Origin of the sequence: Pseudomonas sp. P7758 (assembly GCF_013386485.1) — a bacterium.
Lineage (GTDB): Bacteria > Pseudomonadota > Gammaproteobacteria > Pseudomonadales > Pseudomonadaceae > Aquipseudomonas.
Genome location: NZ_JACARS010000059.1, coordinates 31202 through 54119 on the forward strand (window position 1 = coordinate 31202; position 22918 = coordinate 54119).

General features: G+C 61.6%; 21 protein-coding genes. 11 read left to right on the plus strand and 10 right to left on the minus strand.

Translation table 11 applies throughout. The features are described 5' to 3' along the window. Positions 1–27: 27 nt before the first annotated feature. Positions 28–1197, minus strand: coding sequence for a murein transglycosylase A (locus HX873_RS13025; protein WP_177009109.1), 1170 nt, complete (start codon positions 1195–1197; stop codon positions 28–30). Between the two features lie 128 nt (positions 1198–1325). Here HX873_RS13025 and HX873_RS13030 point away from each other — a divergent pair, with 128 nt between their 5' ends. Next, the gene (locus tag HX873_RS13030; RefSeq protein WP_008434083.1) at positions 1326–1775 is read left to right on the plus strand and encodes a cytochrome c; all 450 of its coding nucleotides are present in this window, start codon (positions 1326–1328) and stop codon (positions 1773–1775) included. A gap of 7 nt (positions 1776–1782) precedes the next feature. On the opposite strand, the gene HX873_RS13035 is transcribed toward HX873_RS13030, so the two are convergent. The 4 genes from HX873_RS13035 to HX873_RS13050 form a co-directional block, all read right to left on the minus strand. Beyond that, positions 1783–2178: a DUF1090 domain-containing protein gene (locus HX873_RS13035; RefSeq protein WP_177122757.1), complete on the minus strand. Its 396-nt coding sequence runs from the start codon at positions 2176–2178 to the stop codon at positions 1783–1785. 81 nt (positions 2179–2259) lie between these two features. Then, the gene (gene ligB / locus HX873_RS13040) at positions 2260–3945 is read right to left on the minus strand and encodes an NAD-dependent DNA ligase LigB (RefSeq protein WP_256349630.1); all 1686 of its coding nucleotides are present in this window, start codon (positions 3943–3945) and stop codon (positions 2260–2262) included. A gap of 143 nt (positions 3946–4088) precedes the next feature. Continuing rightward, on the minus strand, positions 4089–5279 hold the full coding sequence (metK, locus tag HX873_RS13045; protein ID WP_003216863.1) for a methionine adenosyltransferase: 1191 nt from the start codon (positions 5277–5279) through the stop codon (positions 4089–4091). A gap of 19 nt (positions 5280–5298) precedes the next feature. After that, on the minus strand, positions 5299–6294 hold the full coding sequence (locus HX873_RS13050; RefSeq protein WP_177122758.1) for a metalloregulator ArsR/SmtB family transcription factor: 996 nt from the start codon (positions 6292–6294) through the stop codon (positions 5299–5301). A gap of 249 nt (positions 6295–6543) precedes the next feature. Here HX873_RS13050 and tkt point away from each other — a divergent pair, with 249 nt between their 5' ends. From tkt to fba, 6 genes are all read left to right on the plus strand, one after another. Beyond that, complete coding sequence (tkt, locus tag HX873_RS13055) at positions 6544–8541, plus strand: transketolase (RefSeq protein WP_102370080.1); 1998 nt, start codon at positions 6544–6546, stop codon at positions 8539–8541. Between the two features lie 200 nt (positions 8542–8741). Beyond that, complete coding sequence (epd, locus tag HX873_RS13060; protein ID WP_008434077.1) at positions 8742–9791, plus strand: erythrose-4-phosphate dehydrogenase; 1050 nt, start codon at positions 8742–8744, stop codon at positions 9789–9791. A gap of 19 nt (positions 9792–9810) precedes the next feature. After that, positions 9811–10974 carry a phosphoglycerate kinase gene (locus HX873_RS13065; protein ID WP_003216867.1) on the plus strand — a complete coding sequence of 388 codons (1164 nt, stop codon included), beginning with the start codon at positions 9811–9813 and terminating at the stop codon, positions 10972–10974. A 29-nt stretch (positions 10975–11003) separates the two neighbouring features. Continuing rightward, on the plus strand, positions 11004–11231 hold the full coding sequence (locus HX873_RS13070) for a hypothetical protein (RefSeq protein ID WP_008434073.1): 228 nt from the start codon (positions 11004–11006) through the stop codon (positions 11229–11231). A 60-nt stretch (positions 11232–11291) separates the two neighbouring features. Beyond that, entirely contained in the window at positions 11292–11627 is a 336-nt protein-coding gene (locus HX873_RS13075) for an MliC family protein (protein WP_177122759.1), read from the plus strand. Positions 11628–11824: 197 nt separating this feature from the next. Further along, positions 11825–12889: a class II fructose-bisphosphate aldolase gene (gene fba, locus HX873_RS13080; protein WP_003177554.1), complete on the plus strand. Its 1065-nt coding sequence runs from the start codon at positions 11825–11827 to the stop codon at positions 12887–12889. A 59-nt stretch (positions 12890–12948) separates the two neighbouring features. On the opposite strand, the gene HX873_RS13085 is transcribed toward fba, so the two are convergent. From HX873_RS13085 to HX873_RS13095, 3 genes are all read right to left on the minus strand, one after another. Continuing rightward, the gene (locus tag HX873_RS13085; RefSeq protein ID WP_008434070.1) at positions 12949–13242 is read right to left on the minus strand and encodes a hypothetical protein; all 294 of its coding nucleotides are present in this window, start codon (positions 13240–13242) and stop codon (positions 12949–12951) included. A 368-nt stretch (positions 13243–13610) separates the two neighbouring features. After that, positions 13611–14840: an alanine racemase gene (gene alr / locus HX873_RS13090; RefSeq protein ID WP_003216875.1), complete on the minus strand. Its 1230-nt coding sequence runs from the start codon at positions 14838–14840 to the stop codon at positions 13611–13613. 141 nt (positions 14841–14981) lie between these two features. Continuing rightward, complete coding sequence (locus tag HX873_RS13095) at positions 14982–15647, minus strand: polysaccharide lyase family 7 protein (RefSeq protein WP_003216876.1); 666 nt, start codon at positions 15645–15647, stop codon at positions 14982–14984. Between the two features lie 308 nt (positions 15648–15955). Between HX873_RS13095 and HX873_RS13100 the strand changes: the two genes are divergently transcribed. The 3 genes from HX873_RS13100 to HX873_RS13110 are packed head-to-tail and all read left to right on the plus strand — an operon-like array spanning position 15956 to position 18927. Continuing rightward, entirely contained in the window at positions 15956–18067 is a 2112-nt protein-coding gene (locus tag HX873_RS13100) for a bifunctional diguanylate cyclase/phosphodiesterase (RefSeq protein ID WP_177122760.1), read from the plus strand. 43 nt (positions 18068–18110) lie between these two features. Continuing rightward, positions 18111–18611, plus strand: coding sequence for a M48 family metallopeptidase (locus tag HX873_RS13105; protein WP_003216881.1), 501 nt, complete (start codon positions 18111–18113; stop codon positions 18609–18611). A gap of 19 nt (positions 18612–18630) precedes the next feature. Beyond that, entirely contained in the window at positions 18631–18927 is a 297-nt protein-coding gene (locus HX873_RS13110; RefSeq protein ID WP_008434063.1) for a helix-turn-helix domain-containing protein, read from the plus strand. A 115-nt stretch (positions 18928–19042) separates the two neighbouring features. Here HX873_RS13110 and HX873_RS13115 read toward each other — a convergent pair whose 3' ends face one another. Continuing rightward, positions 19043–19495: a GNAT family N-acetyltransferase gene (locus HX873_RS13115; RefSeq protein ID WP_003216885.1), complete on the minus strand. Its 453-nt coding sequence runs from the start codon at positions 19493–19495 to the stop codon at positions 19043–19045. A gap of 220 nt (positions 19496–19715) precedes the next feature. Between HX873_RS13115 and HX873_RS13120 the strand changes: the two genes are divergently transcribed. Next, positions 19716–20453, plus strand: coding sequence for an ABC transporter substrate-binding protein (locus HX873_RS13120; RefSeq protein ID WP_177035279.1), 738 nt, complete (start codon positions 19716–19718; stop codon positions 20451–20453). A gap of 104 nt (positions 20454–20557) precedes the next feature. On the opposite strand, the gene yccS is transcribed toward HX873_RS13120, so the two are convergent. Then, entirely contained in the window at positions 20558–22741 is a 2184-nt protein-coding gene (yccS, locus tag HX873_RS13125) for a YccS family putative transporter (protein WP_003216889.1), read from the minus strand. Between the last annotated feature and the right edge of the window lie 177 nt (positions 22742–22918).

A 22918-nucleotide genomic window follows, 5' to 3' on the forward strand; every position in this document is an offset into this window, starting at 1 on the left:
CCGCCCCCACATAGACCTTGGTGTTCTTCAGGTGCCTGTCGGCGCGTCCGGCACTTTTGGCAACGCTGCGCCTTTGGGCCACAGCATCCAGATCTGACCCTGCTGCTTCATGTTGCCCGCCAACTCACCGGCGGCATCACCGGTGCCCCAGAACAGGTCGGCCCGCACTTCACCGGTAATTGCACCACCGGTATCCTGCGCGGCCACCGGGCGGGCAATCGGCGCACCATCCGGTCGGGTAGTCGACAGCCACAACAGGCTGCCCAGCGGAATCACCTTGCGATCCACCGCAACGCTATACCCCGCAGTCAGCGGCACGTTCAGCGAGCCACGCGGGCCTTCGTTGCTGTCGGGGCGGGCACTGAAGAACACGTAGCTGGGGTTGCTTGCCAGCAATTCAGGAATACGCTGCGGATGCGCCTTGGCCCAGGCCGCGATGGCACCCATGGTCACGTCTTCTTTTTTCAGCTCGCCCTGCTCCACCAGCCAGCGGCCGATGGGGCGGTACGGGTAACCGTTCTGGTCACCGTAACCCACCCGCAATTGGCGGCCGTCGGCCAGTTGGATACGACCCGAACCCTGGATCTGCAGGAATTGCAGGTCCATCGGGTTGGTCAGCCAGGCGATGGGCTTGGCGGTGGAGCCTTGGTGGTTGATGGTGCTGGCGTCGTCATAGGGTTTGAGTACCCGGCCTTCCAGGCGACCGCGCAGGCGCTTGCCCTTGAGCTCCGGGTAGATGCTTTCCAGGTTGACGATGATCAGGTCATCCGGCACGCCGAACACCGGTACATGGGCGGTGGCGGTTTCGGTGAGGCTGCCGGGGTAAACCGGTTCGTAGTAGCCGGTGATCAGGCCGTTGGGGCTGTTGTCGGCCGAGCGCAGGCCGTAGACGTCGAGGTTGGCCTTGAGGAAGTCACGAATCGCCACTGCGGTCGACGGCACGGTGGCCGATGCCGCGCACGTCGCGCCCCATACCGGGTCAGCCTTGAGGCGTTGACAGGCACTGCGCCAGGATTCGAAGCCGGCTTGCAGGTCGCTGTCCGACACGGCCGGCAGGTTTTCCCAGGTGGCGCCGACGTAGGTAGCAATGGCGTGGGGCTTGGCTTTTTCGTCCTTGCCGGTGTCGCAACCGGCCAGCAGCGCGATCATTGGCAGGGCCCACACGAGGCGGCGCCAAGGCTTAAAACGGGTATTCATACACAAAATTCCTGAAGCGATTGCTCGTATCGGCTGGCGTTCGAGCAACCCTTATTATTAATAGGGGTATTGGTCTTTGCGGGCGGGGCGAGGATACTGGCCGCCGTTTCCCGTGACCTTGAGCCATCATGACTTTTAAAAGACTGACCGTTGTATTGCTGGCCTGCCTGACACTGTCCGCCTGCGGCGGGGTTGATCCGAATTCGCCCCTTGGCCAGCGCAAGGCCATTTTCAAGCAGATGCTCAAGACCGGCGAAGACCTGGGCGGCATGTTGCGTGGGCGCATTCCATTCGACGGCGGCAAATTTGCCGAAGGCGCGGTCAAGCTTGATGCGTTGTCCCACGAACCGTGGAAACATTTCCCGAGCGTGCGTGAAGAAGACCACACCAGCGCCAAGGACGACGTGTGGCAGCAGCAGGCACGTTTCCAGGAAATGGCTCGAAACCTTGAAACGGCCACCGGTGAATTGGTGATCGCCAGCCAGGTCCAGCCCTACAAGGCCAGCAACCTCGGGCCGGCGGTGCAGAAAGTCGAAGATGCCTGCACCGCGTGCCATAAACAGTTCCGCGATCACTGAGGCCGTCTTACTTGTCCAGTTCGTCCAGGGCTTCCTGCAAGTCCTTGCGTGACTGGGCCAGCTTGTCCTTGCGCTTGTTGATCTTCTCGGAATCACCCTTCTTCATGGCCTTGTCGAGGTCAGCCTGACGGCGGCTGACTTCGTGCTTGGCGTCGAGCACCTTGTTTTCCCGCTCCTTTTTCAAGGAGGCATCGGTGCAGTTGGCGGTGACTTCACTCAAGGCTTTTTCCAGGCCGGCTTGTTGCTCACTGTTGCCGTGGGCCTTGGCTTGTTCGATCTGGGTGTTGATGGACTCGCGCTTGGCGGCGCAGCCTGTGAGTGGCGCAGCTTCCTCGGCTGCCAGCAATGGCGCGGACATAAGGGTAGCGACGGTCAACAGGGCAAAAGGTGCAAGAAATTTCATAAAGGCTCCAAGGCAAACAAGGTCGCAATCAGGTGGGCAGGATGAATTCTGCCGGCACCGGTTAATGCCGTCGGGCAGAGGTCAAAAACCATCTATCCCGGCAGCCCGTAATGTTTCACTCAAGGCCAGCACCTGCGGGTCGCGAAAAAAAGCGCTCAGTTGCGCCGCGCGACCCGGGCCTATGCCGTCTTCGGCCAGCCAGGCTTGAGTGTCTCTGGCGGCCAGGGTTTGCCAGCCGCCTTGTAGATTGTTGCGGGCCGTGGGTGGTACTCCCAGGGCCATCAGCCATTGCGCGAACGGTCGCTGCCGGGCGCTGCGCAAGCTGTCGATTAAACGCGCACTGCTGCGTTCGCCGAAGCCATCAATGTTAGCAAGCTCTGCCTCATCCAGGGTTAACCAATCGAGCAGGCCGTCGATCAGGCCGGCCTGGATCAAGGTGTTCCAGGTTTCGCGGCCGATGTGTGGCAGGGCCAGGCCCTGGGCGCCGCTCAGCCAGGTCAGGCGCGCGAGCAGCTGTTCTTCGCAACCCGGGGCCAGTTGCCAGCAACTCAAGGGGTGGAAGTCCCTGGCCTGCGGGACCTGCAACTCGGCCCGTGGCTGGCTGCGCAGGATGACGCGGTCAAGGCGTGGGATGACGTGCCCGGCGAGGCTGATGGAGACCTGGTCGCCAGTACGGATATCCAGTTCCCGCCAGCGTTTCAGCGAACCGACACTGACCCGGCTGATCTTCCGGTCATCGAGCAGTACCGGTTCCAACTCCAGGATGGAGGTGATGCGCCCGGTGCGGCCAATCTTGAAGTGCACCTTGCGCACATGGGCCAGCGCCTTGGCCACCGGGTACTTCCAGGCAACCGCCCAGTAGGGCGCGCTGACCCGCCAGCGCTCGGCCGGGGCCCGCTGGCCTTGATGCAATACCACGCCGTCGCTGGCGAAGGGCAGCGGGTGGCTGTACCAATAGCTGCGCCAGTGCGCCGCTTCGGTCATGTCCTTGATCGGGTGGCTGTAGCGCCCGCTGTCGGTGAAGCCCCACTGCGCCAGCTGGCTCAGCCGCTCGGAAAAGTCATCGGGGCCCTGGGGCCAGGCCCAGACAAACAGACCGATATTGGCGGCCTCGGCTTCGCTCAACTGCCGGCGATTCATCAGCCCGGCCACTTTGCCGCGGGCGCCGAGGCCACCTTTGGCAGCTTGCACATGGTCATTCAGTCGCCAATAGAGTTCGCCCTGCAACAGCAGGTCAACGGGCTCGGGCAGTTGCTGCACGATCCCGGGAATCCGGCGGGCGGAGGCTGACCAATCCTGGCCCAGCCGGCCATCGCCGCGACTGATGACCCGGCTCAACCGGCCCTTGCGGTAAACCAGCGTGACGGCGACGCCATCGACCTTGGGCTGGATCCACACGTCCTGGCGAGTCCCCAGCCAGGTTTGCACGGCGTTATCGTCCAGCAGTTTTTCCAGGCCGGTGTGGGGCGTCGGGTGGGCGATCGTGCCCCGCGCGCTGCCCAGCGGGTCGTCCGTGACTGGGGCGGAGGGAGTGAAACACCTGCGCCATTGGGCAAGGCGCTGGCTGGCCTGGTCATACAGCTCATCGCTGATCAATGACTGGCCGAGCCGGTGGTAGCTGTCATCCCACAAGCGGATTTGTTGCGCCAGGGTGCTGATCTGGGCCCGGGCGTGATCGGCCTCCCAGTCGGGGCACCCCTGCGACCACGCAGTGAGCGGCGAGAAGCTGAGTAAAAGGAAAAACAGCCAGCGCATAAGTGACGTCATCATGAGCATCCTTGCTCTGAAAAGGGCGCCCAGCCTAAGCCATCCCCGCGGGCATAAAAAAGCCCCGCAACCGCGAGGCTTTTTACCCGATGTTTCTGCTCGCTTGAACAGAACGCCGGGGCTTTGTGTACACGGTAGGACGATTACAGGCCGGCGGCAGTACGCAGGTCGTTGGCACGGTCGGTCTTTTCCCAGGTGAACGTAGTGAACGTGTCGTTGCCGACAGTCTTCTGCTCAGGGGTACGACCGAAGTGGCCGTAGGCCGCAGTTTCCTGGTACATCGGGTGCAGCAGGTCGAGCATGGTGGTGATTGCGTAAGGACGCAGGTCGAAGATCTCACGCACCAGCTTGACGATCTTGTCGTCGCTGATCTTGCCGGTACCGAAGGTGTTCAGCGAGATCGACGTAGGCTGGGCCACACCGATTGCGTAGGACACCTGAATCTCGCAACGCTCGGCCAGGCCGGCGGCCACGATGTTCTTGGCCACGTAACGACCGGCGTAGGCCGCCGAACGGTCAACCTTGGATGGATCCTTGCCGGAGAACGCGCCACCGCCGTGACGGGCCATGCCGCCGTAGCTGTCGACGATGATCTTGCGACCGGTCAGGCCGCAGTCGCCCACCGGGCCACCGATGATGAACTGGCCGGTCGGGTTGATGTGGAACTGGGTGTCCTTGGTCAGCAGTTCGGCAGGCAGCACGTGCTTGACGATCAGCTCCATGACGCCTTCGCGCAGGTCGGCGTAGGAAACGTCCGGGTTGTGCTGGGTCGACAGTACCACCGCGTCGATGGCGACGACTTTGCCGCCTTCATAACGGCAGGTCACCTGGGACTTGGCGTCCGGGCGCAGCCATGGCAATGCACCGGATTTACGGGCTTCGGCCTGGCGCTTCACCAACTGGTGGGAGAAGGTGATCGGTGCCGGCATCAGCACGTCGGTTTCGTTGCTGGCATAGCCGAACATCAGGCCCTGGTCGCCGGCGCCCTGATCTTCAGGCTTGGCACGGTCGACACCCTGGTTGATGTCAGGGGACTGCTTGCCGATGATGTTCATCACGCCGCAGGTCGCACCGTCGAAGCCGACGTCGGAGCTGTTGTAGCCGATGTCGATGATCACATCACGCACGATCTGCTCCAGGTCTACCCAGGCAGAGGTGGTGACTTCGCCGGCGATGATCGCCACGCCCGTTTTCACCAGAGTCTCGCACGCCACTCGGGCGAACTTGTCTTCAGCGATGATGGCGTCCAGCACCGCGTCAGAGATCTGGTCGGCGATTTTGTCCGGATGCCCTTCAGACACGGACTCGGAGGTGAAAAGGGAGTATTCGCTCATCTCGATGTTTTCCTGATATTTACCGATGGTGAGTGTCGCCAGCCGGCCGCTGAAAATGGCGGACCTGAATCTGGAAACCATTACGTAAACCTACATAGAGGCTTTCCCCGGGAACGAGTCCCGCAGCGGTGGCCCAACGGGCCAGATCGTCCTGTTCAAAACCCAGCCAGAGATCACCGCAGGCTTCCCTGGCCCAACTCTGGTTGTGGCTGCATAAATCCGTGACCAACAGGCTGCCGCCTGGTTGCAGCAAATTCGCCATCTGCCTGAGGGCGTCTGCCGGGGCGGCGAAATGGTGCAGGACCATGTTCAGCACCACGCAATCGGCCCGCAGGCTGGTGTCATTCAGGGCGTCCGCCAACTGCAGGTGGACATTGCCCAGCGCTTCGCGCTCACACAATTGGCGGGCCAGCTCCAGCATCGCCGGGCTGTTGTCCAGCGCCGTGACCTGATGAAAGCGCCGCGCCAGCTCCGGCAGGAAGCCGCCATCACCCGGGCCCACTTCAACCGCCGTAGCCTCATCACTGAAGCTCAGCTTGTCCAAAAGTGCCAGCACGCTTTCGCGGTATTGCGCCAAGCCGGCGATCAGATCCTGCTGGGCGCGAAACTTCTCGGCTACCCGTGAGAAAAAGTCCTGGCTGGCGGCAGCACGTTGCCCGTGCACCTGGCTGATGCGCGACTGCACGTCAGCCGGCAGCGCCAGGCTGTCTATTTCTTCGAGCAGCGCGGCGTGCAGCTTGCCGCCCAGTTGCTCGGTGTGGGGCAGGGCGCGACGGTAAAAAATCGCATTGCCCTCGCGGCGGGTCGCCACCAGGTCGGCCTGGGCCAGTACCTTCAAGTGGTGGCTCATGCCGGATTGGCCGATGGCGAAGATCTGCGCCAGCTCCAGCACCCCGAACGAATCGTTGGTCAGCGCGCGCAACACATTCAGGCGCAACGGATCGCCACCGGCCTTACACAGGGCCGCCAGCTCGTCGCTGTCTTCGGGTCGAATGGAAGGTGCGCTCAGGTTCATAAGGCCAGCAGTCTAGTGACGGTGGGAAAACCCCGCAAGGGCAATATCAAAAAGTTTTGATATTGGTCGATAATCGGTGGTTATAAGCAGCCGCTATAACCCATGGACGAAGCGGGGGGCGGTTTCTCCAGGCAATCCGCAGGAAAAACACCCCCAAGTGACTATCTGTCATTGCCCCGAGGGCCGTGGCTGAGGGAAAATGCCGATCCTTTTTTCCGTTTCTTTTATTCAACCTCCAGGAGATCAGCGATGCCCAGCCGTCGTGAGCGTGCCAACGCCATTCGTGCCCTCAGCATGGATGCCGTGCAAAAAGCCAACAGCGGCCATCCCGGTGCCCCGATGGGCATGGCGGATATCGCCGAGGTACTTTGGCGTGACTACCTGAAACACAACCCGAGCAACCCGTCGTTCGCCGACCGTGACCGGTTCATCCTGTCCAACGGCCACGGCTCGATGCTGATCTACTCGTTGCTGCACCTGACCGGCTACGACGTCACCATCGACGACCTGAAAAACTTCCGCCAGATCCACAGCCGCACCCCGGGCCACCCGGAATACGGCTACACCCCTGGCGTTGAGACCACCACCGGTCCACTGGGCCAGGGCCTGGCCAACGCCGTGGGTTTTGCCCTGGCTGAAAAAGTGCTGGCTGCGCAGTTCAACCGCCCGAACCACAACATTGTCGACCACCACACCTACGTGTTCCTCGGTGATGGCTGCATGATGGAAGGCATTTCCCACGAAGTCGCCTCCCTGGCCGGTACCCTGGGCCTGGGCAAGCTGATCGCCTTCTACGATGACAACGGCATCTCCATCGACGGCGAAGTCGAAGGCTGGTTCACCGACGACACGCCTAAGCGTTTCGAAGCCTACAACTGGCAGGTGATCCGCAACGTCGACGGCCACGATCCTGAAGAGATCAAGACCGCCATCGACACCGCCCGCAAGAGCGAGCAGCCAACCCTGATCTGCTGCAAGACCACCATCGGTTTCGGTTCGCCGAACAAGCAAGGCAAGGAAGATTGCCACGGCGCCCCACTGGGTGACGCGGAAATCGCCCTGACCCGCGCTGCGCTGAAGTGGAACCACGGCCCGTTCGAAATCCCGGCTGACATCTACGCCGAGTGGAACGCCAAGGAAGCCGGCCTGGCGGTCGAAGCCGAGTGGGACCAGCGTTTCGCGGCCTACTCCGCCGAATTCCCTGAGTTGGCCAACGAACTGGTTCGCCGCCTGGCCGGTGACCTGCCTGCCGACTTCGCTGAAAAGGCCTCGGCCTACATCGCCGAAGTGGCGGCCAAGGGCGAAACCATCGCCAGCCGTAAAGCCAGCCAGAACACCCTGAACGCGTTCGGCCCGCTGCTGCCTGAGTTCCTCGGCGGTTCGGCTGACCTGGCCGGTTCCAACCTGACCCTGTGGAAAGGTTGCAAAGGTGTCTCGGCGGAAGACGCCAGCGGCAACTACATGTACTACGGCGTGCGCGAGTTCGGCATGAGCGCCATCATGAACGGCGTTGCCCTGCACGGCGGCCTGGTGCCTTACGGCGCGACCTTCCTGATGTTCATGGAATACGCCCGCAACGCCGTACGCATGGCGTCGTTGATGAAGAAGCGTGTGATCTTCGTCTACACCCACGACTCCATCGGCCTGGGCGAAGACGGCCCGACGCACCAGCCGGTCGAGCAATTGACCAGCTTGCGCACCACGCCGAACCTGGACACCTGGCGCCCATCGGACGCGGTCGAATCGGCTGTGGCCTGGAAGCACGCAATCGAGCGCAAGGACGGCCCTTCGGCGCTGATCTTCTCCCGTCAGAACCTGCAGCACCAAACCCGCGACGCGGCGCAGATCGAAGGCATCAGCCGTGGTGGCTACGTGCTGAAAGACTGCATCGGCGAGCCGGAGCTGATCCTGATCTCCACCGGTTCGGAAGTGGGCCTGGCGGTTCAGGCGTACGACAAGCTGACTGCCGCCGGTCGTAACGTGCGTGTGGTTTCCATGCCGTGCACCAGCGTCTTCGAAGCCCAGGACGCCGACTACAAGCAATCGGTGTTGCCGTTGCAAGTCAGCGCACGTATCGCCATCGAAGCGGCTCACGCCGACTACTGGTACAAGTACGTGGGCCTGGAAGGCCGCGTGATCGGCATGACCACCTACGGTGAGTCGGCGCCGGCGCCAGCGTTGTTCGAAGAGTTCGGTTTCACCCTGGAAAACATCCTGGGTCAGGCTGAAGAGCTGCTGGAAGACTAAAGCGCGTCCCCTTGTAGGAGCGAGCTTGTTGTGGCGAGGGAGCNNGGGCTGCGAAGCGGCCCCAAGCCGTGCGATCGAGATGTGTCAGATACACCTCGTCAGCCGGTCTGGGAGTGCTTCGCACTCCAGCGGGAGCAAGCTCCCTCGCCACACAAGCGAGTTCCTGCAAAGGTTTGTGTCGCCCACAATGCGAGAACCCCATGCCTCAACCGCGTCCCTACAAAGTTGCACTCAACGGCTACGGCCGGATTGGTCGTTGCGTCTTGCGTGCTCTGTTCGAGCGAGGGCCGGCGGCCGGGTTTGAAATTGTCGCGATCAACGATCTGGCGGACATGGCCAGCATCGAATACCTGACACGCTTTGACTCCACCCACGGCCGGTTCCCCGGCGAAGTGCGGGTCGAGGACGATTGTCTGCATATTAATGGCAACTGCGTGAAGGTCCTGCGCAGTGCCACCCCTGAGGGCATCGACTGGGCGGCGCTGGACGTCGACCTGGTGCTGGAATGCTCCGGTGCCTATCACACCCGTGCCGACGGCCAGCGGTTTCTCGACGCCGGCGCACCACGGGTCCTGTTTTCCCAGCCGATGGCCAGCGAGGCGGATGTCGACGCCACCATCGTCTACGGCGTGAACCAGGATTGCCTGACCGGCGCCGAATTGCTGGTGTCCAACGCCTCCTGCACCACCAACTGCGGCGTGCCGCTGTTGCGCCTGCTGGACCAGGCGATTGGCCTGGAATACGTGTCGATCACCACCATTCACTCGGCAATGAACGATCAGCCGGTGATTGACGCTTACCACCATGAAGACCTGCGCCGTACGCGTTCGGCGTTTCAGTCGGTGATTCCGGTGTCCACCGGCCTGGCGCGCGGTATCGAGCGACTGTTGCCGGAACTTGCCGGGCGAATCCAGGCCAAAGCCGTACGGGTACCGACGGTGAATGTGTCTTGCCTGGACATCACCATGCAAACCGTCAGCGACACCGACGCCGGCGAAGTCAACCGGATCCTGCGCGACGCCGCCACCAGCGGCCCGCTCAAAGGCCTGTTGGCCTACACCGAGTTGCCGCACGCCAGCTGTGATTTCAACCACGACCCGCATTCGGCCATCGTCGATGCCAGCCAGACCCGCGTTTCCGGCCCACGGCTGGTGAACATCCTGGCTTGGTTCGACAACGAATGGGGTTTTGCCAACCGAATGCTGGACGTTGCAGAACACTATCTGCAAACAGCCTCTCCACAACTTTAGCTCTCAGGAATTGCCCCCCATGACCGTGTTGAAGATGACCGACCTCGATCTGCAAGGTAAGCGCGTACTGATCCGCGAAGACCTCAACGTCCCAGTCAAGGACGGTGTTGTCACCAGCGATGCGCGAATCCTGGCCTCGCTGCCGACCATCAAGCTGGCCCTGGAAAAAGGTGCGGCCGTGATGGTCTGCTCCCACTTGGGTCGTCCGACCGAAGGTGAATTCTCGGCAGAAAACAGCCTCAAGCCTGTAGCTGAATATTTGAGCAAGGCCCTGGGTCGCGACGTGCCGCTGGTTGCCGACTACCTGAACGGTGTGGACGTGAAGGCTGGCGACATCGTGCTGTTCGAAAACGTGCGCTTCAACAAGGGCGAGAAAAAGAACAGCGACGAACTGGCCCAGCAATACGCTGCCCTGTGCGACGTGTTCGTGATGGACGCCTTCGGCACCGCGCACCGTGCCGAGGGTTCGACCCACGGCGTGGCCAAGTTTGCCAAAGTTGCCGCAGCTGGCCCGTTGCTGGCGGCTGAACTGGACGCACTGGGCAAGGCCCTCGGCGCTCCGGCCCAACCGATGGCCGCCATCGTTGCCGGCTCCAAGGTGTCCACCAAGCTCGACGTGCTGAACAGCCTGAGCCAGATCTGCAACCAGCTGATCGTCGGCGGCGGCATTGCCAACACCTTCCTGGCCGCTGCCGGTCACCCGGTGGGCAAATCGCTGTACGAGCCGGACCTGCTGGACACCGCCCGCGCCATCGCCGCCAAGGTCAGCGTGCCGCTGCCGGTAGACGTGGTGGTGGCCAAGGAATTCGCTGAAAGCGCCGAAGCCACCGTCAAGCTGATCGCTGACGTTGCCGCTGACGACATGATCCTGGACATCGGCCCGCAAACGGCAGCCAACTTCGCTGAACTGCTGAAGTCGTCCAAGACCATCCTGTGGAACGGCCCGGTCGGCGTGTTCGAGTTCGACCAGTTCGGCAACGGCACCAAAGTGCTGGCCCACGCCATCGCTGAAAGCTCGGCATTTTCCATCGCCGGCGGTGGCGACACCCTGGCGGCCATCGATAAATATGGCGTTGCTGACCAGATCTCCTACATTTCTACGGGGGGTGGTGCGTTCCTCGAATTCGTTGAAGGCAAGGTACTGCCGGCTGTCGAAGTGCTGGAAAGCCGGGCCAAGGGATAAGGCACTTGCCGAGGAAAAGGAGCATTCCGATGATCAGGTCGTTGGCACTGGTGATTGCAGCGGGCCTGCTGGCCGGCTGCGGCAGCACGCCGAAAGCGGCGCCCGAGTCTGAAAAGGCCGGGGCGGCTCGGCAAAAGAGTTGCTACCAGGCTGACTGGCAAGCCGAAACCATGCCGGTGATCAACAAGCGCATCGGGCCGGACGGGTTGGAGAAATACGACTCTGCGCCCAACGGTCAGGAACAGGGTTGCCCTTGACGGGTCTGATTCACTAACCGACAGCCGCGGTGGCCGCAGGTCGCCGCTTGAGGATTGGCAATGAAAGGCGTTTTCGCCCTGGCGGCACTGGCGTTATTGGCCGGATGCACCAACCTGAACATGTTCGACAAGAAGGCAGAGCCGGCAGACAAGTGGACCACCTGGACGTGTGACAGCCAGGCGCAAGTCAACTGGCGGTTTGCCGACCAGGCCCGCACCCACGTGGATGTGCGCCTCGGCGGCTCGGACCAGGTGTATCGCCTCAAGCAGGATGTGGCGGCCTCGGGCGTGCTGTACAGCGACGGCCAGTTGGCGTTTCACACAAAAGGTGAGGAAGGCCTGGTTTACTGGGTTGCCACCGATGATTTGATCGGGCGTGGCTGTAAAGCGCAATAACACGCCGCGATCACCCGTAGGAGCCGGCTTGCCGGCGATAGCGTCAGCCGCCATCGCCGGCAAGCCGGGTCCTACAGACAGGTTTAACGATTAAGCAGGGCAGGCTTTGAAAGCCTGACCTTCAATAACTTGAATAGCAGCCGCCGCTACGGCAGGCTTGCACGATTAACGACCCTCGACCGGGAGAGAGACTCACAATGGCACTTATCAGCATGCGCCAGATGTTGGACCACGCAGCCGAATTCGGCTATGGCGTTCCAGCCTTCAACGTCAACAACCTTGAGCAGATGCGCGCCATTATGGAAGCCGCTGACAAGACTGACTCTCCAGTGATCGTCCAGGCTTCGGCCGGCGCGCGCAAATACGCCGGTGCCCCGTTCCTGCGTCACCTGATCCTCGCCGCGATCGAAGAATTCCCGCACATCCCGGTGTGCATGCACCAGGACCACGGCACCAGCCCTGACGTGTGCCAGCGCTCCATCCAGTTGGGCTTCAGCTCGGTAATGATGGACGGTTCCCTGGGCGAAGACGGCAAGACCCCGACCGACTACGAATACAACGTACGCGTCACCCAACAAACCGTGGCCATGGCTCACGCCTGCGGCGTTTCGGTTGAAGGCGAGCTGGGCTGCCTGGGTTCCCTGGAAACCGGCATGGCCGGTGAAGAAGACGGTATCGGCGCCGAAGGCGTACTGGATCACAGCCAAATGCTGACCGATCCGGAAGAAGCCGCCGACTTCGTGAAAAAGACCCAGGTTGACGCCCTGGCCATCGCCATCGGCACCAGCCACGGCGCCTACAAATTCACCAAGCCACCTACCGGCGACGTGTTGGCCATCGACCGCATCAAGGAAATCCACAAGCGCATCCCTAACACCCACCTGGTGATGCACGGTTCTTCCTCGGTACCGCAAGAGTGGCTGGCGATCATCAACCAGTACGGCGGCGACATCAAAGAAACCTACGGCGTGCCGGTTGAAGAAATCGTCGAAGGCATCAAGTACGGCGTGCGTAAGGTCAACATCGACACTGACCTGCGCCTGGCTTCCACCGGTGCGATGCGTCGCCTGATGGCCACCAACCCGAGCGAATTTGACCCACGTAAATTCTTCGGCGCTACCGTGACTGCCATGCGTGATGTATGTATCGCACGTTACGAAGCCTTCGGTACTGCGGGCAACGCTTCGAAGATCAAGCCGATCTCGTTGGAAGCGATGTACCAGCGTTACCTGAAAGGTGAGTTGAACGCCAAGGTCAACTAAGCCTTACGCGTTAATGAAAAGCCCGCAGCGATGCGGGCTTTTTTGTGGCTGAAATTTGATCAGGCGGCTGCGGGGGTGTCGAAGCCGCGGTATTCGATGACGCGGAATACGTCGCTTACGTCCTGCACCAGGATGCGGGCGGTGTTGGCTACGTGGTTCAGGTCACGCTCCGCAAAATCGGGCAGGCTGGAGCAGGCCATCAGGTTGAGGTGTTCGAGGGCGGCGTTGAGGCGTTCACGCAGGCAGGCGTGCAGGTCCGTGAGTGGTGCATCGCTGTCGATCAATAGCACGGGGTATTCGGTGGCTGTTTCGGTGCAAGGGGTGAAACGGCGGGGTGGGAGTTGTGGCTTCATGGCAAATCCTTAACTCAAAAGAAAATTGGCCACCGTTTGCTGCGAAACAAATAGGGTGGCAGCTGTACGCGGGTTCGCAGACCGAGGAGTTAAGACCCGGCAGACCCGAAGGTCTCCCACGTACAACCGCCATAAAAAGCCGAGCATTGGCAGGACTGCCTATGTCGTATTTTGACGGGTACGGTATTAACTCTGTAGGGCTGCGAAACCCTATCGCCGTTCAATGCCGGCGACGGGGCGAACTATAAGCGGCGCTCCGGTTCACCGCACCGCCAGCTCCCACAGGGATAAGTGTTGTTTAAGTGATTGTGTTAATCACCGAATGATCCTTGGGTCCATAGGACAGTGCCTACGAGATGTGAGGAGACTTAGTTCTCCACCAGCACCTTCGGATTCGAGTTACCCCACACCGTATACAGATCCGCCAGCAACGCACCGTTGATGTCTTCAACCTCCGCCTGGCTGGTCTCCACCGCGCCCTGCTTGCCGAACAACACCACCTCATCGCCGCTCTTCACGGTCGGCACGTCGGTGACATCGACCATCAGGGTGTTCATCGACACCTTGCCCACCACCGGCACCCGGTGCCCGTTGATCAGCACGATGCCTTTGTTGGTAAACGCCCGGCGATAGCCGTCGGAATAACCCACGGTGATGTTCGCCAGTTTCGAATCCCGCGCCAGGGTGTAGGTGCGGTCGTAGCCTACGGTGTTGCCTTTCGGGTAGCTGTTGACCGACGCCACGTGGGATTTGAACTGCATCACCCGCTTGTATTCGGTGAACGACGGTACGGTATCGCCAAACAGCAGGCCGCCCGGACGAACCATGTCCAGCCGCGACTCGGGCACTTCCAGGGTGGCGAAGGAGTTGGCGGCGTGCAGGGTGATTTTGCTGCGGTCGAGCTGGGCGACGTTGATCAGCCAGTTGGCTTGTTCGTTGAACGCCTTGAGGCCGGTGCGCACGTCGGCGGCGTCTTCGACGGCGAAGTGGGTCATGATCGCCGTCACCTGCAGGTTTGGCACCTTGGTAATGGCTACGGCGTCGCGGCGGCCCTGGGCGGTGGTCATTTCCACACCGTTGCGGCTCATGCCGCTGGAGTTCAGGCCCAGGTGCACGACCAGTGGGCGGCCGTGGTTTTCGGCGATCAGGCTGGCGCGCACGGCGAAGTCCAGATTGCCCACCAGCTCTTCGACGTTATACGGCAAAGCAGCTTCCAGCTCGCTCAGGGCGGCGGTGCGTACGCGGATCAGTTGGCCCTTGAAGCCGCTTTCACGGACCACGCGGGCTTCTTCGTTGCTGGCGATGCCGACGCAGGGCACGCCCAGTTTGATCACCGAGGGCATCAGTAAACCGATGCCGTGACCGTAGGCGTCCGCCTTGAGCACGGCGCAGATTTTCGACTTGTCAGCGAGGCTGGCTTGCAGGGTGCGGATATTGTTTTCGAAGGCGACCTTGTTGATTTCGACCCAGGCGTTGCTGTCCTGGATATTGACCTGGGCCACCCCGTCGGCCATCGAGAGGGGCGGGGCGGCGAAGGCCGGGTTTTGCAGCAGTGCCATGCCCATAGAGAGGGCGAGCAGGGTGCGGGAAAAGGGCATTGGGCAGTCTCCATGACTTTCTTGTAGGGGGTAGTGCGCGTGCGCGGCGCCATACTCGGATTGTCCTACAAGAAAGTCGAGACCCTGGGTCGCGGTTCTGTCCTAAAGCGTCGTGGGACCGGTCGCTGAAGCGAATCAGCTTCAGTCGTGGTCAATGTCCAGCTTGGCAAACGTCACGCGGGCGCCTTCCTTGCTGTTGCCGCTGTTGTCCTGCACGTAGGCACCGGCCTTGAAGTACAGCGGTTGTTTGCCCCACGCAGCGCCGATGCGTTCGTTCCATTGCCCATTGGCAGCGTCGACGCTCAACAATCCGGCCTTGTTCAGGTGGATGACATAGGTGAAGTCGCGGTCCAGCGGTACGTTCTCGGCGACGATGATCACCCGGCCTTCCGACTCGTCAGGGCGCATGCGCACCTTGGCGACGATGTTGCCGGTCTGGGTTTTTTCCTTGTATTGGTATTCGACCTTGATCAGTGGCTTCTGGCTTTCGTAGGCGTGGATTTGACCGATCACCACCTTGCCGGACGACGGCACCTTGTTGACCGCCAACGTGGCACGCAGGAAATTGTCGGCGTCGCTGTACAGCCAGTTGCGCAGGCGGCCGTCGGCGTAGGTTTCCCGCAGTTCGCTGCGAGGGTAAACGGCGTTCTCGGTACGCGTGCCGGTCACCGGGGTCCAGAATTGCACGCTGCTGCCTTCGGCCTGGAAGTATTGGTCCTTGAACCCGCTGAGCAGTTTCGGCGTGTCGATGGTCGAGGGCGGGGAGCCGACGGGGATGCTCAGGTTCCAGGTGGACAGATCAATCATTGAATACGCCTTTAACGGGGAGAGAAGGCCTTGGCTCGGGAGCCGGCACTTTCTTTATAGGTGGCTCGAAATGGATTGTTAATGGCTTTGTGGCGGATTGTTGGCGCCAATGAAATGTCAAAAAGCCATGTTTCCCGTAAACCGCGGGCTGTAGACACTGACCGTTAGTCGGTTGTCTGGGCTTTGGCGCAATGATGGCACCGTCGTGGCTTCTGCTTTATGGGATCCAGGGCTAGAGTGAGCCCTTATTGTTTATCCGGTTTTGTCGCAAAAATGACCGGAATGACTCCGACGAAAGAGAAGCAGCAATGGAATGCGCTCCAATCAAGCCTCGCGATGGTTGTTCAGTGCTTTTGGTGGTCGATGACTATCCCGAAAACCTGATCAGCATGCGTGCGCTATTGCAGCGTGAAGATTGGCATGTGGTGACGGCGGCCTCCGGGGTGGAAGCCCTGGGATTGCTGCTCGAACACGACGTCGACCTGGTGTTGCTGGATGTGATGATGCCCGGCATGGACGGGTTCGAGGTGGCCCGGCTGATGCGCGGCAGCCAACGCACACAAATGACCCCGATCATCTTTCTCAGCGCTCACGCCCAATCGCCGGCGGCGATGCTGGAAGGCTATGCCAGCGGCGCGATCGACTATCTGCTGAAACCCTTCGACCCGAATATCCTCAAGCCCAAGGTCCAGGCCCTGCTGGAGCACCAGCGCAACCGCCGTGCCTTGCAGCGCCTGAGTCACGATCTGGAATCGGCCCGGGCCTTCAATGCCTCGGTGCTCGACAATGCCGCCGAAGGCATCCTGGTGGTGGGCGAAGACGGCGTGATCAGCTACGCCAACCCGGCGATTTCGCGGCTGATCAATGCGCCGGTCGCTGAGATCCAGGGTGCCGAGTTCCTGGGCTTCCTACAGAAGCCCCATGTGCCTGGGTGGTCCGATTCTGCCTTGTATGAAGGCTACAAACGTGGTGAAACCTGGCGCCTGCACGACGCCATCTTGCGCACCGCGCCCGGCCAGCAGTTGCCCGTGGCGATGTCGTGCGCCCCGCTGCCGGCCGAGCAGAAAGCCATGGTGGTCACGGTGCTGGACATGTCCGAGGTGCGCCATCTGCATCAGCAACTGGAGTTCCAGGCCGTCACCGACCCGCTGACGGGCCTGCTCAATCGGCGTGGGTTTCACCAGTCGGTGGAGAATGTGCTGTTGCGCAGCGAGCGTATCGAGCAGTCGCTGGTGCTGCTGTACCTGGACCTGGACGGGTTCAAGCGGGTCAACGATTCCCTCGGCCACGACGCCGGAGACCGCGTGCTGCGCTGGGTCTCGGAACAGTTGAAGGCGTGCCTGCGCTCCTACGACATTCTCGGGCGCATGGGCGGGGATGAATTCACCGCGCTGCTGGAGCTGGAATTCCCGGAGCAGGCGGCCAAGATTGCGGAAAAACTGATCGAACGGGTGTCGATCTGTCAGCAGGTCGACGGTCTGGATGTGATGCTGGGCGTCAGTATCGGCATCGCCACTTTCCCGGACTGCGGCTCGGACCTCAACGGCCTGCTGCGCGCGGCGGACGTCGCGATGTACGAGGCCAAGCGCGCCGGGCGTCAGCAATATCGCTACTACGACCAGGAAATGAACGGCCGGGCCCGCTCGCGCCTGATGCTCGAAGACAGCGTACGCAGCGCCATCGACAGCAAGGATTTCACCCTGGTGTACCAGCCGCAGGTGTCGTTGCACGACGGCCATCTGCGGGGCGTCGAAGCGCTGCTGCGCTGGCAGCACCCGAGTGTCGGCGATGTGCCGCCGGGGCTGTTTCTGCCGTTGCTCGAAGAGGCGCGGCTGATCAGCCAGTTGAGCACCTGGATCTACCAGCAGGTGGCCGCCCAGCGGCAGGCATGGGCAGGGGTGTTCAGCGATGAGTTGGTCCTGAGCGTGAGCTTGAGCAGCAGCCAGTTCAATATGCCGAACCTGGCCAGCCAGCTGCAGCAGGTGCTGGAGCGACATGGGTTGCAAGGCCGGCAGCTTGAGGTGGAGATCAGTGAAGAAAGCCTGATGCACAATCTGGATGAGTCCACCAAGCAGCTCAAGCTGTTGCGCCGGGCCGGCGTGCGGATTGCCCTGGATGATTTCGGCGCGGGCAACTGCTCCCTGGCCCACCTGCGGGACCTGGAATTCGACACCCTCAAGCTCGACCCGAAGCTGATCGCCCGCCTGCCGGGTTCATCCCGGGACGCGGCGATGGCGCGCAGCATTATCGAATTGTGCCGGCATTTTGATCTGCTGGTGATTGCCGAAGGCGTCGAGACCCAGGAGCAAGTTGAGTGGCTCAAGGCCAACGGCTGCCAGTTCATCCAGGGCCCGCAGGTGGCGCCGCCGTTGATCGCGGATGAAATTGCCGACTGGCGCCTGCGCGCAGCGGCCCGCTGAATTCGCTACACTGGCGCCCATTCAAATACCCGTTGTTGACCCCATGACCGCGCTGAAATACCTCCAGGCCTACCCCCCAGCATTGCAGGAGCAAGTGCGCCAGTTGATTGCCAAGGACCAACTCGGCGACTACCTGACCCAGCGCTACCCCGAGCGGCATGGCGTGCAGAGCGACAAAGCGCTGTACAGCTACGCCCAGGCCCTGAAGCAGGAACACCTGCGCAACGCCCCGGCCATCGACAAGGTGTTGTTCGATAACCGCCTGGACCTGACCCACCGCGCCCTCGGCCTGCACACCACCATCTCCCGGGTGCAGGGTGGCAACCTCAAGTCGAAGAAAGAAATCCGTATCGCCTCGCTGTTCAAGGAAGCCGCGCCGGAATTTCTGCGCATGATCGTGGTACACGAACTGGCGCACTTCAAGGAATCGGACCACAACAAGGCGTTCTACAAACTCTGTGAATACATGTTGCCGGGCTACCATCAGGTGGAATTCGACCTGCGGGTGTACCTGACCTGGCGGGACCTGCAGGGCAAGCCCTGACCTTCAAAGGCGATCGAGCATGGATGTGAGCAAGACCAAAAGCAGCTTCTACCGGCGCCTGTATGTGGCGTACCTGATTGATAGCCAGCTGGCCAGCAGCGTGCCGGCACTGACCGAGGTGACGGGCATGCCCCGGCGTACTGCACAGGACACGATTGCGGCGTTGGCGGACCTGGATATTGTGTGTGAGTTTGAACAGGAAGACGGGGCCCGCAATCATGCCGGGCGCTATCGGATTCGTGATTGGGGCGCGATTGATCGGCGCTGGATCGAGGCGAACCTGGCGAGCATTAAACAGGTGTTGGGTTACCCCTGAAGGCTTGGGGTGACCGGGCTGACGCCTTCGCGAGCAAGCCCGCTCCCACATTCGACCGCATTCCAAAGGTGGAACTCGGTCAAATGTGGGAGCGGGCTTGCTCGCGAAGAGGCCCTCATGCCCGGCGCATGCCTATATGTGGAATGTCATCCTCAAGGTATTCCTCACCCGCCACCACAAACCCGTACCGCCCGTAATACCCCTGCAAATGCGCCTGGGCCGACAGATAGATCGGCACGTCGGGCCACTGTTTCTCTGCCTGCCTGAGGGCCTCATCCATCATCTGGTGGCCCAGCCCGGTACCCCGCGCGCTCGGCGCAACGATCACCCGGCCGATCACCACATCACCACCCTGTGATTCAGGATCCAGCAGGCGCAGGTAGGCCTGCAGTTGACCATCATCCCAGGCCATCAGGTGATGGGTATCACCGTCCAGGTCCTGGCCGTCGATGTCCTGGTACACGCATTTCTGCTCGACCACGAAGACCTCCGAGCGCAGGCGCAAAATGGCGTACAGCTGCTCCTTGCCCAGGTCACTGTGGTGTTTGCAGACCCATTCGACTGTCATGGTGTTCTCTCGGCTGATTGTCTGGTCAGGATAGTAAGCGCGCGGGAGGCGAGTGTCTAAATTGCGGTTTTTTTGTGAGTGAGATCAATTTGCCATCATTCTCTGCGTGCGACGCTGCCGTCTTTGTGTAATCTGCAGTACAGGCTCATTGATGAGCTACTGTTAAATCCTCGGGTTGCCCCAGAGGTCAGGCCATAGAATGCCCGCCAAGGACTTGAGCATGCCGCGATTTTCTCGTGCCGTTGCTTTGATCGGTTTGTTGTTGCTGGCCCAGGCGGCGGCGGCAGAACGCTTGCGACTGGTGGCGGATGCCTGGCCGCCGTTCACTGACGCCACCCTGGTCAATGGTGGTTTGGCCACCGACATCGTGACCACCGCCCTGGCCCGTGCCGGCTATGCCAGTGAGTTTGAACAGGTGCCCTGGGCCCGCGCCCTGATGGGTGTGGGCGATGGGCGTTACGACGTATTGGTGAACGCCTGGTACGACGATGCGCGTACTCAACTGGGGCAGTTTTCCGGCGAATACCTGCTCAACCGGGTGCTGTTTCTCAAGCGCCGCGACGATCCCATCGACTACCAGAACCTGGAGCAGTTGCACGACTACCCCGTCGCGGTGGTGCGTGGCTATGCCTATTCAGCGGCGTTCGATGCCGATCCGCAATTGCAGAAAGTCCCGGTGCATAACTTCGCCATGGCCGTGCGCATGCTGGCGGCGCAGCGGGTGCGGCTGACGTTGGAGGACGAATTCGTCGCCCGCTACTACCTGGCTCGGGAGTCCGCCACCGTGCGCAACGCGGTGGAGTTTTTGCCGGTGCCGCTGAGCGAAAACAGCCTGCACATTCTGGTTAGCCTGAAAAATCCTCAGCATCAGCAGATTGTTGCCGGGTTTGATCGGGAGATTGCCAGGATGAAAGTGGATGGCAGTTATGCGCGGTTGATGAAGCAGCACGGGATGTAGTGAGGCTAATGGCCCCTTCGCGAGCAAGCCCGCTCCCACATTCGACCGCATTCCAAAGGTGGAACTCGGCCGAATGTGGGAGCGGGCTTGCTCGCGAAGAGGGTTCAGGCTTCGCTGGTATCTTTGATCAGGTGAGCCGCCAACGTGCGCAACGGCCCCAGTTGCCGGCAGATCAGCGCCAATTGCGTCTGCACCAGCCGCTGCCCTTCGTCAATTTCATCCGGCATCTGCTCCAGGTCCACTGCCAAGGCTTCCTCGGCATCACTCTGAATCGCAATTGGCTGCTTGTTCGCCAGCCCGGTGGCGATCTCGTCGATGCTCGCCGCCAGTGTCTTCCCGGCGCCTTCGATCAAGTGCTCGCGCACTTCCGCCGGCAGTTGGGTTTCCCTGTGGGCGCCCAGCCCCGACAGGTAGCTGAGCAGCGTGTGGGACAGCACCAGGAACCTGAACCCCACGTCCGCTTCCTTACGGAAGTGCCCCGGCTCCATCAGCATGTTCGCCAGGGTGGTGGACAGCGCGGCGTCGGCGTTGTGGGCATTGCGCCGGGCGAGGCGGTAAGCCAGGTCGTCGCTTTTGCCCGCGGCGTACTGCTGCATGATCTGGCGCAGGTAGATGCTGTTGCAGGTCAGGGTATTGGCCAGCACCTTGTTCAGGCGCCGGCCCTGCCAGTCCGGCAGGAACAGGAACACTGCCAGTCCGGCGATCAGGCTGCCGAGCAAGGTATCGAACAGCCGTGGCAGGAACAGCCCGTAGCCGTCGCCCACCTGGTTGAAGCAGAACAGCACCATCAGCGTGATCGCAGCGGTCGCCAGGGTGTAGCGCGTGGTGCGGTTGATAAAGAACACCAGGCCGGCGGCAATGGCGAACATCGACTGGATCAGCGGGTTGGGGAACAGGTCGAACAGCGCCCAGGCGATGGTCAGGCCGATGGCAGTGCCGATGATCCGCTGGCCCAGCTTGCGCCGGGTGGCGCCGTAGTTTGGCTGGCACACGAACAGCGTGGTGAGGATGATCCAATAGCCTTGGGACGGGTGAATCAAGTGCACCATCCAGTAGCCGATACTCAGCGCCAGGGGCAGGCGCAGGGCATGGCGGAACAGCAAGGAGGTTGGTGTCAGCTGCGTGCGCAGGCGCGTCCACATTTCCTTGAGGTTGCGCGGTGCACGGTCCAGCAGGCTGCTGTCGGTGGCATCGGCCAGGCTGTCGGGGTTGGCGGCGTCGCCCAGCAGGCGGTCCAGGGTCGACAGGTTGGCGGCCAGGGCGCGCAGGGAGCGCAGCAGGCCGCGCCAGGCCGGGTTGCTCTGGATGCGCAGGTGTTCCAGGGAGGCATTCAGGTCGCCCAGGGCTTCGGCAAAGCTGTCGTCATAGACGAAAGGCTGGCGCATCTGGATCGATTCGGCCAGGGTCTGGCAGGCTTTGCCTTGCTGGCGCAGCAGGCGCTGGCAGCGGAACAGCACGTCGCTGTGGAAGAAGGCTTCGGCGAGGGCGTTGTAAGGGTAGTGCGAGGAACTGGCGCGCTCGTGGATGTCCTGGGCCAGGAAGTACAGCTTGAGGTAGCGGCTGACCTTGGAGCCCGGGCGACCATTGCCGACCCGGTGCAGGATGATCTCTTTGGCGGCGTTCAGTGCTGCCACCACCCGGCCGTTTTGCTGCGCCAGTTCCAGGCGCCGCGCTTCCACATCCAGTTGGCGGATCGGTTCGAACAGCGACGACTTGAGCTTGAGGTAACGCCCCAGCTCGCGAAACAGTCGCGCCAGGCTCTGCTGCACTGGCTGGTTGGAAAACAGCACCTGCCACAACACCGACAGCGCGCCATACCACGCGGCGCCGGCCACCAGCAGCAAGGGTTCATGCCAGAAGTCGGTGACGGCGCCACCGCGCTGGTCCACGCCGATCATGGTGTAGACCGAGAGAATCAGGGTGGCCGAAGCGATCGCCCCATAACGCTCGCCGAGGGCACCGAGCATGGTCAGGCCGAAGCTGGACAGAGCCAGGAAGATCGCGAAGATCCAGGGATAAGGGAAAAGCAGTTCGACGGACAGTGCCGCAGTGCTGAAGCACACCAGTGTCACGGCCAGGGCGTTGAGCCGGCCTTGCCAGTTGTCATCGGTCTCGGCCAGGGCGCTGGCGATAATCCCCAGGAACAGCGGGATCAGCAGCGCCATTTCATTCTGGTACCAGCACAGCGCCATGCTGCCGGTCAGGGCGATGAATACCCGTACGCTGTAACTGAACTTGTCCAGTGCCCAAAGGCGCCGCATGGACTGCTTGAAGGAGGTCGATGACATGAAGTCTGGGGTCTTCCGGGACGATGCCGCTAAATTGAGCCAGTAATGACGCCACGGCAAGCGTGGCGATCACATCTGAGAGCAAAATTTATTCCAGTCATTACTTCCAAGCACACCACGAACCAAATGTGGGAGCGGGCTTGCTCGCGAAGGCGGTGTATCAGTCACTGATGTATT

Excerpts from the sequence above, each read along its gene's own strand:
- HX873_RS13035 (WP_177122757.1), bottom strand. The coding sequence starts at position 2,178 with ATGAAATTTCTTGCACCTTTTGCCCTGTTGACCGTCGCTACCCTTATG.
- HX873_RS13100 (WP_177122760.1), top strand. The coding sequence starts at position 15,956 with ATGGAATGCGCTCCAATCAAGCCTCGCGATGGTTGTTCAGTGCTTTTG.
- HX873_RS13075 (WP_177122759.1), top strand. The coding sequence starts at position 11,292 with ATGAAAGGCGTTTTCGCCCTGGCGGCACTGGCGTTATTGGCCGGATGC.
- HX873_RS13065 (WP_003216867.1), top strand. The coding sequence starts at position 9,811 with ATGACCGTGTTGAAGATGACCGACCTCGATCTGCAAGGTAAGCGCGTA.
- HX873_RS13095 (WP_003216876.1), bottom strand. The coding sequence starts at position 15,647 with ATGATTGATCTGTCCACCTGGAACCTGAGCATCCCCGTCGGCTCCCCG.
- HX873_RS13120 (WP_177035279.1), top strand. The coding sequence starts at position 19,716 with ATGCCGCGATTTTCTCGTGCCGTTGCTTTGATCGGTTTGTTGTTGCTG.
- epd (WP_008434077.1), top strand. The coding sequence starts at position 8,742 with ATGCCTCAACCGCGTCCCTACAAAGTTGCACTCAACGGCTACGGCCGG.
- tkt (WP_102370080.1), top strand. The coding sequence starts at position 6,544 with ATGCCCAGCCGTCGTGAGCGTGCCAACGCCATTCGTGCCCTCAGCATG.
- HX873_RS13085 (WP_008434070.1), bottom strand. The coding sequence starts at position 13,242 with ATGAAGCCACAACTCCCACCCCGCCGTTTCACCCCTTGCACCGAAACA.
- metK (WP_003216863.1), bottom strand. The coding sequence starts at position 5,279 with ATGAGCGAATACTCCCTTTTCACCTCCGAGTCCGTGTCTGAAGGGCAT.
- HX873_RS13030 (WP_008434083.1), top strand. The coding sequence starts at position 1,326 with ATGACTTTTAAAAGACTGACCGTTGTATTGCTGGCCTGCCTGACACTG.
- HX873_RS13070 (WP_008434073.1), top strand. The coding sequence starts at position 11,004 with ATGATCAGGTCGTTGGCACTGGTGATTGCAGCGGGCCTGCTGGCCGGC.
- HX873_RS13105 (WP_003216881.1), top strand. The coding sequence starts at position 18,111 with ATGACCGCGCTGAAATACCTCCAGGCCTACCCCCCAGCATTGCAGGAG.
- HX873_RS13025 (WP_177009109.1), bottom strand. The coding sequence starts at position 1,197 with ATGAATACCCGTTTTAAGCCTTGGCGCCGCCTCGTGTGGGCCCTGCCA.
- HX873_RS13115 (WP_003216885.1), bottom strand. The coding sequence starts at position 19,495 with ATGACAGTCGAATGGGTCTGCAAACACCACAGTGACCTGGGCAAGGAG.
- yccS (WP_003216889.1), bottom strand. The coding sequence starts at position 22,741 with ATGTCATCGACCTCCTTCAAGCAGTCCATGCGGCGCCTTTGGGCACTG.
- ligB (WP_256349630.1), bottom strand. The coding sequence starts at position 3,945 with ATGACGTCACTTATGCGCTGGCTGTTTTTCCTTTTACTCAGCTTCTCG.
- fba (WP_003177554.1), top strand. The coding sequence starts at position 11,825 with ATGGCACTTATCAGCATGCGCCAGATGTTGGACCACGCAGCCGAATTC.
- HX873_RS13110 (WP_008434063.1), top strand. The coding sequence starts at position 18,631 with ATGGATGTGAGCAAGACCAAAAGCAGCTTCTACCGGCGCCTGTATGTG.
- HX873_RS13050 (WP_177122758.1), bottom strand. The coding sequence starts at position 6,294 with ATGAACCTGAGCGCACCTTCCATTCGACCCGAAGACAGCGACGAGCTG.
- alr (WP_003216875.1), bottom strand. The coding sequence starts at position 14,840 with ATGCCCTTTTCCCGCACCCTGCTCGCCCTCTCTATGGGCATGGCACTG.